General features: G+C 67.0%; 11 protein-coding genes. 10 read left to right on the forward strand and 1 reads right to left on the reverse strand.

Going from position 1 to position 14,336, the window contains the following annotated elements; translation table 11 throughout:
• Positions 1–44 precede the first annotated feature (44 nt).
• Positions 45–2,456 carry a DNA internalization-related competence protein ComEC/Rec2 gene (locus ACIGJC_RS05585; protein ID WP_483711026.1) on the forward strand — a complete coding sequence of 804 codons (2,412 nt, stop codon included), beginning with the start codon at positions 45–47 and terminating at the stop codon, positions 2,454–2,456.
• A gap of 10 nt (positions 2,457–2,466) precedes the next feature.
• Here the strand turns inward: ACIGJC_RS05585 and ACIGJC_RS05590 are convergent, their stop codons facing one another.
• Positions 2,467–3,396: a MurR/RpiR family transcriptional regulator gene (locus ACIGJC_RS05590; RefSeq protein ID WP_483711027.1), complete on the reverse strand. Its 930-nt coding sequence runs from the start codon at positions 3,394–3,396 to the stop codon at positions 2,467–2,469.
• 209 nt (positions 3,397–3,605) lie between these two features.
• Between ACIGJC_RS05590 and edd the strand changes: the two genes are divergently transcribed.
• The 9 genes from edd (at position 3,606) to kdsA (ending at position 14,257) form a co-directional block, all read left to right on the forward strand.
• Positions 3,606–5,501 carry a phosphogluconate dehydratase gene (edd, locus tag ACIGJC_RS05595; protein ID WP_483711028.1) on the forward strand — a complete coding sequence of 632 codons (1,896 nt, stop codon included), beginning with the start codon at positions 3,606–3,608 and terminating at the stop codon, positions 5,499–5,501.
• Between the two features lie 146 nt (positions 5,502–5,647).
• Complete coding sequence (locus ACIGJC_RS05600) at positions 5,648–6,154, forward strand: gluconokinase (protein WP_483711029.1); 507 nt, start codon at positions 5,648–5,650, stop codon at positions 6,152–6,154.
• A 227-nt stretch (positions 6,155–6,381) separates the two neighbouring features.
• On the forward strand, positions 6,382–7,857 hold the full coding sequence (locus ACIGJC_RS05605) for a circularly permuted type 2 ATP-grasp protein (RefSeq protein ID WP_483711030.1): 1,476 nt from the start codon (positions 6,382–6,384) through the stop codon (positions 7,855–7,857).
• A 54-nt stretch (positions 7,858–7,911) separates the two neighbouring features.
• On the forward strand, positions 7,912–8,862 hold the full coding sequence (locus ACIGJC_RS05610; RefSeq protein ID WP_483711031.1) for an alpha-E domain-containing protein: 951 nt from the start codon (positions 7,912–7,914) through the stop codon (positions 8,860–8,862).
• A gap of 78 nt (positions 8,863–8,940) precedes the next feature.
• Positions 8,941–9,780 carry a transglutaminase family protein gene (locus tag ACIGJC_RS05615; RefSeq protein ID WP_483711470.1) on the forward strand — a complete coding sequence of 280 codons (840 nt, stop codon included), beginning with the start codon at positions 8,941–8,943 and terminating at the stop codon, positions 9,778–9,780.
• A gap of 171 nt (positions 9,781–9,951) precedes the next feature.
• Complete coding sequence (locus tag ACIGJC_RS05620) at positions 9,952–10,773, forward strand: proteasome-type protease (protein ID WP_483711032.1); 822 nt, start codon at positions 9,952–9,954, stop codon at positions 10,771–10,773.
• A 12-nt stretch (positions 10,774–10,785) separates the two neighbouring features.
• A complete protein-coding gene (locus ACIGJC_RS05625; protein WP_483711033.1) occupies positions 10,786–11,592 on the forward strand; it encodes an alpha/beta fold hydrolase in 807 nt (268 codons plus the stop codon).
• 116 nt (positions 11,593–11,708) lie between these two features.
• Positions 11,709–13,361: a CTP synthase gene (locus ACIGJC_RS05630; protein ID WP_483711034.1), complete on the forward strand. Its 1,653-nt coding sequence runs from the start codon at positions 11,709–11,711 to the stop codon at positions 13,359–13,361.
• Between the two features lie 26 nt (positions 13,362–13,387).
• A complete protein-coding gene (gene kdsA / locus ACIGJC_RS05635; RefSeq protein ID WP_483711035.1) occupies positions 13,388–14,257 on the forward strand; it encodes a 3-deoxy-8-phosphooctulonate synthase in 870 nt (289 codons plus the stop codon).
• Positions 14,258–14,336: the final 79 nt, after the last annotated feature.

Below are 14,336 nucleotides of genomic sequence, written 5' to 3' on the forward strand. Positions count from 1 at the left end.
CGCGGCGGTACAACGAAGACCTTCTGACTTGCCGGGAAAGCTTCGTGCGCCTGATCCTGCTGGGTTTCGTGGCCGGCTGCTGGGCCTTGCAGCGGCAAGGCGCCTTGCCGGCGGCCGGCATGCTGGCCGTGGCGGCGATTTTGCTGGCTGCCCTGAGCGTGATGGCCGTAGCCCGGCTCCCGCGCCGCTCCGCTAGCTGGCTGGCGCGCGGGGCAGCGGTGCTGCTGGGGTTCGCCGTAGGCTTTTGCTGGTCCGCGTGGCGCGCGCAATGGCGCATGGACGACTGGCTCGCGACGGAGCGCGAGGCGCGCGACATCGAGGTGTCAGGCGTGGTGTCCGGTTTGCCTGCCAAACTTGCGCCAGGCGCACGCTTTGCCTTCACGATCGAAGCTGCGGCACGCGGCGAACGCATGCCGGACCGCGTCATCCTGAACTGGCGCGAGGCGCCCCCTGAACTACGCCCGGGCCAGCGCTATCTGTTCACGGTGCGGTTGCGCCGTCCGCGCGGGCTGGCCAATCCGTACGGTTTCGACTACGCGTACTGGCTGCTCGCGCAAGGCTATGGCGCGACGGGATACGTGCGCACCGTGCGCAAGGGTCCGCAGGACGCGGCCCATGAGCGGCTGGCGTGGCGCATCGAGGCGCAACGTGCGTCGCTGCGCGACCGCATCCGTGCCGCACTGCCGCCGGACGCGCGCTTCGCGCCGGTCCTGGTGGCGCTGGTCGTCGGCGACCAGCGCGGTATCGACAGCGACGACTGGCTGCTGTTCAACCGCACCGGCACTGGTCACCTGATCAGCATTTCCGGATTGCATATCACCATGATCGCCGGCATGGCCGCGGGGCTGATTCACTCGGCGTGGCGCCATTCCTTTGGCCTGGGCCGCCGCTTGCGCAGGCCGCTGCCGTTGCGGTGCCCGGCGCGGCAGGCGGGGCTCGTGGCGGCGGTGCTGGCGGGATTGGGCTACGGGCTGATTGCCGGTCTGCAGATCCCCGCACTGCGCACCGTGGCCATGCTGTCGATTGCCGCGCTTGCCGCCTGGGGCGCGCGTACGCCGCCGGCGTCGGTGGTGCTGGCGTGGGCCGCGTTCGTCGCGCTGTGGCTGGACCCGTGGGCGGTGCTGCAGCCGGGCTTCTGGCTGTCATTCGGCGCGGTCGGCGTGATCTTCCTGGCGGCGGCACGTCGCGAAACGCCGGTGAGCGGCTTCTGGCCACGCGTGCGTGCCGCGCTGGCCGGCGCCGCACGCACGCAATGGGCCGTCACGCTGGGGCTGGTGCCGCTCACGCTGCTGCTGTTCCGGCAGTTTTCCGTCATTTCCCCGCTGGCCAATGCCGTCGCCATTCCGGTGGTCAGCATGCTGGTCACGCCGCTGGCGCTGCTGGGCGCGGTGATGCCGCCGATCCTGGCCGGGCCACTGCTGGCGATCGCGCATCAGGCGCTGGCATGGCTGGCGGTGGTGCTGCGGTGGCTGGCCTCGCCCGAATGGGCGGTCTGGGAAACGGCGCAGGCCGGCGTGCTGGAGACAGCGTTGGCCGTTGTGGGCACCTTCGCGCTGCTGGCGCCGGCGGCGTTTGGTTTGCGCATAAGGCTGCATGGGCTGCTGTTGAGCTTGCCCATGGTGCTTGCACCCGGCGATGACATTGCGCCAGGAGAATTCCGCGCGGTGATGCTGGACGTGGGGCAGGGCACCGCCGTACTGGTGCGCACGCGCGCGCATGCCTTGTTGTATGACGCCGGGCCAGCCTATGCCTCGGGCGCCAGTGCGGGGACGCACGTGATCCTGCCCTACCTGCGCGCGGCTGGAGTACGCAAGCTCGACTATCTGATGGTCAGCCACGAGGATATCGATCATGCAGGCGGCGCGCGGCACATCATGGAAGCGGTGACGGTCGATGCGAGATCAACGTCTGCCCCGGCGGGACACGTGCTGCTTGGCGAGGCCGAATGGACGCCGTGCCACGCGGGCCAGCGCTGGGAATGGGATGACGTGCAGTTCACGGTGTTGCATCCGGCCGTCGAGCAGTCGCGCGATGCGGCGATCGGCAGCAATGCGCGCAGCTGCGTGCTGAGGGTGGGCAATGGCCGCAGCAGCCTGTTGCTGACCGGTGATATCGGACGCGCAGAAGAACGCGAGCTAGCCGAGCGGCTGCCCGCGGAGTTGCTGCGTGCCGATGTCCTGGTAGTGCCGCACCACGGCAGCGGCACATCGTCGGGTCCGGCGTGGCTGGCGGCGGTCAGGCCCGATGCGGCGGTGTTCCAGCTTGGCTATCGCAATCGCTATCAGCATCCACGTGGCGAGGTGTGGGCGCGTTATGGCGATGCGGGCATCCAGCGCTACCGCACGGACGAAACCGGCGCGGTCACCATGGACACGCATGGCGAAGGCTATACGCTGGCCGCGTTCCGCCAGGTGGAGCGTCGCTACTGGCGCGACGCCCCGGAGGCGCCGCGATAGCCTGGGTATGTCAGTGGGCGGTGCGAGAGCGGGACCGCGCGGCTGTCTTGCGGCTGGCCGGTGGCGATGGCGCATCCGCTTCCTGTGGCGCGCGGGCGGGTCCCGCGCCGCCGATGCGGCGCTCACGCAGATGGGCCTTGGCACGCTGCAGTCCGGCCGCGACAGTATCGGCGCGTTCCAGTGCCACGCCGGCCGCAAGCACGTCACCGAGCACGAGGTGGCAAATGCGCGACGTCATGGGCGTATAGACCTCGCTGTCCTCTTCCACGTCGGAAAACACGCAGACGTCGGCCAGCTTGGCCAGCGGCGAGCCGCTATGCGTCAGGGCCAGCACGCTTGCGCCGCTGGAACGGGCCAGCGTGGCGGCAGTCAGCATGTCCCACGTGCGGCCACTGTTCGAGACCAGCACGGCCACATCGCCCGGCCCGAGCAGCGCGGCTGACATGCTGAATACGTGCGGATCGGAGTAAGCCGTGGTGGGCATGCCCAGGCGGAAGAACTTGTGCTGGATGTCGAGCGCGACGATGCCCGAGTTGCCGCAGCCATAGAACTCGATGCGGCGCGCGGTGGCAAGCAGGCGGATGCCGTGCTCGACCTGGTCCGCCGACAGCGCATTGCGAACGCTCATGAGCGTGGCAATGGTGCGGTCGAATACTTTGCCGGCAATGTCGGCGGGGCCGTCGTCCGGCTTCACGTCCTGATGGACGAAAGGCGTGCCCCCGCCCACATTTTGCGCGAACTGCAGCTTGAATTCACGGAATCCGTCATAGCCCAGCGCCGCGCAAAAGCGCGCGATGGTGGGTTGCGACACGCCGGCGCGCTCGGCCAGCTCCGGCATGGAAAGCCGGATCACGCTGGCGCCGTGGCGGGCGACATAGTCGGCCAGGCGGCGTTCGGACGGGCGGAGCGTGTCGTAGACGGCAAGGATTCGGTCGCGCATGACGGTGGCGGAGCGTGGCTGGCAGGATCTGAATGTAGATATTCTACAGTGCTGTGGCTTTGCGGAGCCGAGGGGTTGCCGTGAAATTGCGCTAGGGATTTCCCGTATTCCATGGATTTCATGACGTTTGTGATCTCAAGGAGGCTGCTTGCGTGATTTTTGTATAGCTATAATGTAGAAAATCTACAGGCCCACAGGAACGTCCACCCATGCCCCACGCCGTCCATGCCGAAATCCTTGCCGTGACCCGGCGCATCGCCGAGCGCAGCCGCGCCAGCCGGCAGGCCTACCTTGCGCGCTGCGAGCGTGCGCAGGCGGAACTGGGTCCACTGCGCGGCATGTCGTGCGCCAACCTGGCCCACGGCTTTGCCGCGCTGCCGGCGCACGACAAGCTCAAGCTGCGCGTCGAACATGCGGCCAACCTGGGCATCGTGACGGCATACAACGACATGCTGTCGGCGCACCAGCCATACGAGCGCTATCCCGGCGTGATCCGTGAAGCGGCACGCGCGGCTGGCGCCGTGGCGCAGGTGGCCGGCGGCGTGCCGGCGATGTGCGACGGCATCACGCAGGGCAACCCCGGCATGGAGCTGTCGCTGTTTTCGCGCGATGCCATTGCCATGAGCACGGCGGTGGCGCTGTCGCACAACACGTTCGACGCCGCCGTGATGCTGGGCGTTTGCGACAAGATCGTCCCGGGCCTGGTGATGGGGGCGCTGCAGTTCGGCCACCTGCCGGTCGTATTCGTGCCGGCCGGGCCGATGGCAAGCGGCCTGCCGAACAAGGAGAAGGCTCGCGTGCGCCAGCTCTACGCCACCGGCCAGGTCGGCCGCGAAGCGCTGCTCGAAGCCGAGTGCGAGGCCTATCACAGCGCCGGCACCTGCACCTTCTACGGCACCGCCAACAGCAACCAGTTCCTGATGGAAATCATGGGCCTGCACCTGCCCGGCGCAGCCTTCGTCCACCCGGACAGCGGCCTGCGGGACGCGCTGACCGCGGCGGCGGCGCAGCGCGCGCTGGCGCTGTCGGCGCGGGGCAGCGCGTATCTGCCGATGGCGCGCATCGTCGACGAGCGCGCCATCGTCAACGCCATGGTCGGCCTGCTGGCCACCGGCGGTTCCACCAACCACACCATCCATCTCGTGGCCATGGCGCGCGCGGCGGGTGTGCTGATCGACTGGGATGACTTTGACCGCCTGTCCCGCATCACGCCGCTGCTGGCGCGCGTCTATCCGAACGGCTCGGCGGACGTGAACCACTTCCACGCCGCGGGCGGCGTGGGCTACGTGATTCGCCAGTTGCTGGAGGCCGGACTGGTGCACGAGGACGTGCAGACTGTGGCCGGCCCTGGCCTGGCACGCTACACGCAGGAGCCCGTGCTGGTCGACGGCGTCCTGCAGTGGCGCGATGGCGCCAGTACCAGCGGCGACGCACAGGTGCTCGCCACGGCGGCCGAGCCGTTCTCCGACGAGGGTGGCCTGCGCCTGATGCAGGGCAACCTGGGCCGCGGCGTGATCAAGGTATCCGCCGTGGCGCCCGAACACCGCGTGGTCGAGGCGCCGGCGCGCGTGTTCGATTCGCAGGAGGCCCTGCAAGCGGCCTTCGAAGCGGGCGAGTTGAACCGCGACTTGGTGGCGGTGGTGCGTTTCCAGGGACCCAATGCCAACGGCATGCCGGAACTGCATCGCCTGACGCCCGTGCTTGGTGCGCTGCAGGATGCGGGGCACCGCGTGGCGCTGGTGACGGATGGCCGCATGTCCGGCGCCTCCGGCAAGGTCCCCGCGGTGATCCACATGGGCCCCGAGGCGCTGGCCGGCGGACCGCTGGCGCGCGTGCGCGATGGCGACCTGGTGCGCATGGACGCCGTTGCCGGCACGCTTGCCTGGCTCGGTGATCCGGCCGAGTTCGCGGCGCGCCCCGTCGTGCCGGCGCCGGCCGATGATTTCGCCCGGTTCAGCATGGGCCGCGGCCTGTTCGGCCTGTTCCGGCGTCACGCGCGCATGGCGGAAGAGGGCGGCAGCGCACTCGACCTCTCCGAGGCCGACGCCATGCCGGCGGCCGCGGCGCCCGGAACTGCCACGGCAGCGCATTCCGTCGCACAATAGCCGGGCCAAGGCCCGTTTCATCCGATTGACTCGATTCCTCCCGGCCGGTGCCAGCCGCCAGCCGGGCACCTGTGCGCCGCCTGCCGGCGCCAGGCTACCGACAAGGGTGGGGCAAACCATCCGACACCATGATCGATGGAGCAGACATGATCTATATCCTGATGGGCGTTTCCGGCAGCGGCAAATCCACGGTTGGCGAAATGCTGGCGCAACGCCTGGGCTGCGCGTTCCATGACGCGGACGAATTCCACAGCGCCGCCAACAAGGCCAAGATGCACGCGGGCATTCCGCTTACCGACGAGGACCGCTGGCCATGGCTGGCGGCCATGCGCGCGGCCATCGATGCCGCGCGGGCCGAGGGCCGGACCCACGTGTTCACCTGCTCCGCGCTGCGCCAGGTGTATCGCGACCGGCTGACGCCGCCGGACGGCGGCGTGACCTTCGTCTACATGAAAGGCGACGCGTCGGTGATCGGCTCGCGCCTGTCCGCGCGCACGGACCACTTCTTCAACCCGGCACTGCTGCAGAGCCAACTCGATACGCTGGAAGAACCCCAGGGCGCGCTTGTGCTCGATATCCGGCAAACGCCGCAGGCGCTGGTGCAGGCCATCCTCGACGACGGCGAACGCCACCGCGCCACCGCCGCGCGCTGACCCACTTCTGCGCGCGCGTCTGCAGTACCCCTGGCAGGCATCTTGCTTCACCCGTTTCCGTGCCGCGCCATCGCGGGGACTTGCGGCTTTCGCTGGCACAAGTATGCTGAAAGGGCCAGTCACTCGACAGTCTGTAGAGCCAAAAAACAAGGGGCGGCGATTCCGGTGGGAGACCGGCAGGCCAGGCGACCAGGACGCCCCCCGATTTCACGGAGGGAAGGGCCATCATGGCGGCGCGCTTTTTTGACGAGATGCTGGATTGGCGGGATGACGAGCGGAATACCGTCATCCAGGCGGGGCAGGCCCTGCCGGGTGGCCTGGTACGGCCGCACTACAGGCAATTCTCGGACTGGCTGGCGCGACAGTCCGAGAACACCATGGCCAACAAGCGCGCCGAGGCGGACCTGATCTTCCGGCGCGTGGGCATTACCTTCGCGGTCTACGGCGACAAGGATGAATCCAACAGCGGCACCGAGCGGACCATTCCGTTCGACGTGATCCCGCGCATCTTCCCGGCCAGCGAATGGGCCATCCTGGACAAGGGCCTGCGCCAGCGTGTGGCGGCGCTGAACCGCTTCATCCACGACATTTATCACGGGCAGGACATCATTCGCGCCGGCGTGATCCCGCCGGACCAGATCTACAACAACGCGCAGTACCGCCCCGAGATGCTGGGCCTGGACGTGCCGCACGACGTCTACGCGCATGTGGCCGGCATCGACGTCGTGCGGGCCGGCGAGGGCGAGTTCTACGTGCTGGAGGACAACCTGCGCGTACCGTCGGGCGTGTCGTACATGCTCGAAAACCGCAAGATGATGATGCGCTTGTTCCCGGACCTGTTCGCCCGCAACCGCGTCGCGCCGGTGGCCCACTATCCCGACCTGCTGCTCGACATGCTGCGCGGGGTTTCGCCGCAGGCCATCGCTGACCCCACCGTGGTGGTGCTGACACCGGGCATGTACAACTCGGCTTACTTCGAACACGCTTTCCTGGCGCAGCAGATGGGCGTCGAACTGGTGGAAGGCAGCGACCTCTTCGTCGAGGACGACCATCTCTACATGCGCACCACGCAGGGGCCGCAGCGCATCGACGTGATCTACCGCCGCGTGGATGACGATTTCCTCGATCCGCTGGTGTTCCGGCACGATTCCTCGCTCGGCGCGGCGGGGCTGCTGTCGGTCTACCGCGCGGGCAACGTGACCATCTGCAATGCCATCGGCACCGGTGTGGCGGACGACAAATCAATCTACCCGTACGTGCCCGACATGATCCGCTTCTACCTTGGCGAGGAGGCCATCCTCAACAATGTGCCGACCTATATGTGCCGGCGCCCGGACGATCTGCAGTACGTGCTCGACAACATGGCGGAGCTGGTGGTCAAGGAAACCCATGGCGCCGGCGGCTACGGCATGCTGGTGGGACCTGCGGCCACGCGCGCGGAGATCGATACCTTCCGCGAGGTGGTGAAGTCGCGGCCCGAGCAGTACATCGCCCAGCCGACCCTGGCGTTGTCGACGTGCCCGACCTATGTCGAGGCGGGTATCGCGCCGCGCCATATCGACCTGCGTCCGTTCGTGCTGTCGGGGCGCGAGGTGCGCATGGTGCCGGGCGGGCTCACGCGCGTCGCGCTGCGCGAAGGATCGCTGGTGGTGAATTCCTCGCAGGGCGGGGGCACCAAGGACACCTGGGTGCTGGAGCGCTGAGCCCTCCGCCACAACGACGCCAGGCCGCCACGACCGCATTGCGAGGAGAATCCCATGCTGAGCCGCACCGCCGACCATCTCTTCTGGATGGCCCGCTATACCGAACGCGCGGAGAACACCGCGCGCATGCTGGACGTCAACTACCAGACCTCGCTGCTGCCGCAATCCGCGGAAGTGGCGGAGCAGGGCTGGTGGGCCATGCTCGACATCTCGGAGCTGACCCGTGCTTTCGACCACAAGTACGGACTGCTGACGCGCGACGACGTGATCGACTTCATGGTGCGCGACATGACCAATCCGTCGTCGATCATGAGCTGCCTGCGCGCGGCGCGCGAGAACGCGCGCGCGGTACGCGGCTCGCTCACGACCGAGGTCTGGGAAACGGTCAACACCACCTGGCTCGATGTGCAGCGCATCATCGCGGACGGCGAGTTGCAGGAAGACCCGTCGCGCTTCTTCGAGTGGGTCAAGTTCCGCTCGCACCTGGCGCGCGGGGTGCAGTTCGGCACCATGCTGAAGGATGACGCCTTCCACTTCATGCGGCTCGGCACGTTCCTGGAGCGCGCCGACAACACCGCGCGGATCCTCGACGTGAAGTTCCAGGCGTCGGGCTCCGACGACACCGATCCCAACCGCGAGCAGAACGATTTCTACCACTGGGCCGCGGTGCTGCGCTCGGTGTCGGGCTTCGAGGTCTACCGCAAGGTCTACCGCGCGGTGATCACGCCGCAGCGCGTGGCCGAGCTGCTGATCCTGCGCCCGGACATGCCGCGTTCGCTGGTGTCGAGCATGGATGAGGTGGTGGCCATCCTTGCGGTGGTCTGCAACCAGCAATCGGGAGAGACCGAGCGCCAGGCTGGTAAACTCCATGCCGACCTGAAATATGCCCGCATCGACGACATTTTTGCTGTCGGGCTGCACGCTTTCCTGACCAGCTTCCTGGAGCGCATCGGCGACCTCGGCAACGGCATCAGCCGTGATTTCCTGGTGCCGCTGGCGGCTTAGTGCCTAGTGCCAAGTAACGGATGGATGCCGCGGAGAGCACCCATGTGCAGCAGTCGTCGCGGCGGCCTTCCGAACACCGTGAAATACAAGATTCATCACCAGACCGTCTATCACTACGCGGAACCGGTGCGGCGCAGCGTGCACGAATTGCGGCTCGCGCCGCGTTCGGGGCCGCTGCAGGCCGTGCAGGGCTGGGAACTGCAGGCACCTGGCAACCTTTCCCAAGCGCGCGATGGCTTCGGCAATATCGTCCATCACTTCACCGTCAAGGGCCCGGCCGATACCATCGCCATCACGGCGATCGGTGAAGTAGAGGTCAAAACTGCGCACGATGAAGGAGGGCGTGACGGGCATCATGCCTTCCGCGACGGGCCCGCCGCGGGCGAGGCGCGGGTCTCGCCGCTGTACTTCGTCGGCGGCACGCCGCTGACCGCCGCCCCGCCCGAGATGCAGGCATTCGCCGCGCCGTTCCTTGCATCCGGACACGAGGTGCCGGCGCTGCTGGCGCTCGCCGGCGGCATCGCCGATCACGTGCGTTATGCGGCAAATACCACGCACGTTGGCACCTCGGCGGCCGAGGCGTTCCATCTTGGCAGCGGGGTTTGCCAGGACCAGGCGCAGGTGATGGTGGCCGCGTGCCGCGCGTTCAACATTCCCGCGCGCTATGTGAGCGGATACTTCTACGATCCGGCGGCCACGGAACTGGCCAGCCACGCCTGGGCGGATGTCTGCCTGGATGCGGGGCAGGACCTGTGGTGCAGCATCGATGTGACGCACCGTTGTGTGACGGATCACCGGCACGTGCGGCTTGCGGTCGGACGTGACTACCAGTCTGCGGCACCGGTCCGTGGCATTCTCGAGGGCGGCGGCGGCGAGACCCTGCAGGTGAATATTGCCATCACGCCGCTGACGGACTGAAGGGCCCGCAGCCCGCCGCACCGATTCGAGGCCGCCTCGAGGCCGTGCCGGCCGGTGCGCCCCAAATTCGAGCACTGTCTCCAATCCGCCGGGACCGGCCCGCAGGGTGTGCGCCGGACGCTAGAATTCCCGCTGCAACCCCGCACGGTTCTGTGAGAACCCGACAAGACCATGACTTATTGTGTTGCCATGCAGCTCGACGCCGGCCTGGTGTTTCTTTCCGATTCGCGCACTAATGCCGGTGTCGATGCGATATCCACCGCCCGCAAGATGACGGTGTTCGAAGAGCCCGGCGACCGCGTGATGGTGCTGCTGACTGCCGGCAACCTGGCCATCAGCCAGTCGGTGCGCCAGTGCCTGGCCGAGGCGCGCGACGAGAAGCGCTCGCTGTGGACAGCGCGGGATATGTTCGAGGCCGCGTCCATCGTCGGCGATGCCGTGCGCCAGGTGCATAAGCGCGATGCCCATGCGTTGCGCGATGCCGGCATCGATTTCAACGTCAGCCTGATCTTTGGCGGCCAGATCGGCGGCGAGCGCGTGCGGCTGTTCAATGTCTACGCGGCCGGCAATTTCGTCGAGGCGATGCCCGAGAACTGCTATTTCCAGATCGGTGAAGCCAAGTACGGCAAGCCGATTATCGACCGCGTGGTGCACCCGTCGCTGCCGCTTGGCGAGGCCGCCAAGTGCGCGCTGATTTCGATGGATTCGACGCTGAAATCGAATATCTCGGTTGGCCTGCCGCTTGATTTGCTGGTGTACGAAGCCGATACGCTGCGGGTTACGCACTTCGTCAACATCGACGAGCGCAACGCGTATTTCCGTATGATCCGCGACACCTGGGGACAGCGCCTGCGCCAGGTGTTCGGCGAGATCAGCGACCCCGAATGGGATGCCGAGCGCAAGGCCGAATTCCCGCTTGCGCGCACGGGCGAGGCGGACCTTTGGGGGCAACCCGTGCGCGCCACGCGAGAACGTTCGCGCACGCAGGACTGAGCGGGGCAGACGATGCGCGAGATCATTCATTTTTCCCATGCCAACGGCTTTCCGGTGCCGACGTACCGGAAGCTGTTCGCCGAGCTGGAAGGGGATTTCGAATTCCGCGCCGTGGAGCGCTACGGCCACCGTCCGGAGTTCCCGGTGACGCGCGGCTGGCCGCACCTGGTCGACGAGCTGCTCGATTCGCTGCAGCGCCAGTACCGCGAGCCGGTGTGGCTGGTCGGGCATTCGCTGGGCGGCTTCCTGTCGCTGATGGCCGCGCTGCGCCGCCCCGAATGGGTGCGTGGCGTGGTGATGCTCGATTCGCCGATCATCGCGGGCTGGCGCGCATCGCTGTTGAGGACGGCGCAATTGCTGGGCATGGACGAGAAGCCGGGCCCGGCCGCGGTGACCAGGAACCGGCGCACGCACTGGCCGGATACGGAGGCGGTGTGGGAGCATTTCCGCGCCAAGCCCAATTTCGCGATCTGGGACCAGGACATGCTGCGTGACTATGCGGTGCATGGGACCGAGCCCACCGGCAAGGACGACGAGCGGCAACTGCGCTTCAACCGCGAGGTGGAATACTGGATCTACCGCACGCTGCCGACCAGCCTGGGCCGCAGGGTGGCGGGCGGCGCGCCGGTGCCGGTCGGATTCGTGGCCGGCACGCGTTCGCGCGAGGTGCGGCAATGCGGGCTTTCCGCTACCCGAAAACTGGTTGGCGAGAATCTGCGCTTCATCGAGGGCGGCCATCTTTACCCGATGGAGCGCCCCCGGGAAACGGCGCAACTGATCCGCGAACTGATCGCCGGGATGCGGCGCGAAGGCCGCTGAACCGGAAGCGGCGCATGCGCCGCAGAGGCGCTGCCGGCCCGCTGGTGTCACAATTTCCGGGCCTGCGGGGAACGGGGTCTCATGTATAATCCCAATTTCCCCGGCAAGCTCGGTTTATGACCAAATTCGTCTTCGTCACCGGTGGCGTCGTCTCTTCTCTCGGCAAGGGCATCGCTGCTGCTTCGCTCGCGGCCATTCTCGAGTCGCGCGGCCTCAAAGTCACCCTCCTCAAGCTAGATCCCTACATCAACGTCGATCCCGGCACGATGAGCCCCTTCCAGCATGGCGAGGTGTTTGTCACGGAAGACGGTGCGGAAACCGACCTCGATCTCGGCCACTACGAGCGCTTCGTCTCGGCCAAGATGCGCAAGTCGAACAACTTCACCACGGGCCAGATCTACGAATCGGTGATCCGCAAGGAGCGCCGCGGCGAATACCTGGGCAAGACCGTGCAGGTGATCCCGCATATCACCAACGAGATCCAGGCCTTCATCGAGCGCGGCGCCGCGGCCTCGCACGACGGCAAGGCCGACGTGGCGCTGGTGGAGATCGGCGGTACCGTGGGTGACATCGAATCGCTGCCGTTCCTGGAAGCCGCGCGCCAGATGAGCCTGCGCATGGGCCGCAACCGCTGCGCGTTCGTGCACCTGACGCTGGTGCCGTTTATCGCCAGCGCCGGCGAGCTCAAGACCAAGCCGACCCAGCACTCGGTGCAGAAGCTGCGCGAAATCGGCATCTCGCCGACGGCGCTGCTGTGCCGTGCCGACCGCCCGATCCCGGACGACGAGCGCGCCAAGATTTCGCTGTTCGCCAACATCCCGCAGGACGCCGTGATTTCGGTGTGGGATGCCGACAGCATCTACAAGATCCCGCAGATGCTCAACGAGCAGGGCCTCGACCGCCTGATCTGCGAAGAGCTGCGCCTGGATCCGAAGCCGGCCGACCTGTCGATGTGGCAGAAGCTGGTGAACGCGCAGGAAAACCCGCAGCACGAGATCACCATCGGCATGGTCGGCAAGTACGTCGACCTGACCGAGTCGTACAAGTCGCTGATCGAAGCACTGCGCCACGCCGGCATGCACACCGCCACGCGCGTGAACATCGAATACATCGATTCCGAGGAACTGGAATCGGGCCACCTGGAAGTGCTGGCCCCGCTGGACGCCATCCTGGTGCCGGGCGGTTTCGGCAAGCGCGGCACGGAAGGCAAGATCCGCGCGATCCAGTACGCCCGCGAGAACAAGGTGCCGTACCTGGGCATCTGCCTGGGCATGCAGCTGGCCGTGATCGAGTTTGCGCGCCACGTGGCGAATATGGCCGACGCCAACTCGACCGAGTTCAACCTGGAAACCGAACACCCGGTGGTCGCACTGATCACCGAATGGGTCGACCGCGAAGGCAAGGTCGAACAGCGTTCGGCGGATTCCGACCTGGGCGGCACCATGCGCCTGGGCGCGCAGCGCGTGCCGGTCAACGAAGGAACCAAGGCGGCGTCGATCTACGGTGCCGAGGTCAACGAGCGTCACCGCCACCGCTACGAGGTCAACAACCACTACGTGCCGACGCTCGAAAACGCCGGCATGGTGATCTCCGCGCGCACCCCGACCGAGAACCTGCCCGAGATGATGGAACTGCCGGAGTCGATGCACCCGTGGTTCGTCGGCGTGCAGTTCCACCCGGAATTCACCTCCACGCCGCGTGACGGCCATCCGCTGTTCAAGGCCTACGTCGAAGCCGCGCTGGCAGGCCAGCAGCGCAAGGACGCCTGAAGCCGGGCGCCGAGCAGGAGACTGTCATGAAACTCTGTGGATTCGAGGTTGGCCTCGACAAACCATTCTTCCTGATCGCCGGCCCGTGCGTGATCGAGTCCGAGCAGATGGCGCTGGATACCGCCGGCGCGCTCAAGGCGATCACCGGCGAGCTGGGCATCCCGTTCATCTACAAGTCGTCGTTCGACAAGGCCAACCGTTCATCGGGCAAGTCGTTCCGCGGCCTGGGGATGGAGAAGGGCCTGGAGATCCTGGCGACCGTGAAGCGCGAGATCGGCGTGCCGGTGCTGACCGACATCCACGAGATCGACGAGATCAAGCCGGTGGCGGCCGTGGTCGACGTGCTGCAGACGCCGGCCTTCCTGTGCCGGCAGACTGATTTCATCCGCGCCTGCGCCCAGAGCGGCAAGCCGGTGAACATCAAGAAGGGCCAGTTCCTGGCGCCGCACGACATGAAGAACGTGATCGACAAGGCCCGCGACGCCGCACGCGAAGCCGGCTTGCCGGACGACGTCTTCATGGCTTGCGAACGTGGCGTGTCCTTCGGCTACAACAACCTGGTCTCGGACATGCGCTCGCTGGCGATCATGCGCGAGACCGGTGCCCCGGTGGTGTTCGACGCAACCCATTCGGTGCAGTTGCCGGGCGGGCAGGGCACGAGTTCCGGCGGCCAGCGCGAGTTCGTGCCTGTGCTGTCGCGTGCCGCCGTGGCCACGGGTATCGCCGGGCTGTTCATGGAGACGCACCCGGACCCGAGCAAGGCCATGTCCGATGGCCCGAACGCGGTGCCGCTGTCGCGCATGAAGGAACTGCTGGCCGTGCTCAGGGACCTCGACGCGCTGACCAAGCGCGCCGGCTTCCTGGAAGACAACTTCGGCTGGCCCGCCTGCGCCTGAGCAGGGCCCGGCTTGTCACCGCCGCTGGGCCGGCCGTGACAAGCCGTATCGAAAGACAATACAAAACATCCGGAGATAC

The organism is Cupriavidus sp. C3SS-1, assembly GCF_057073755.1.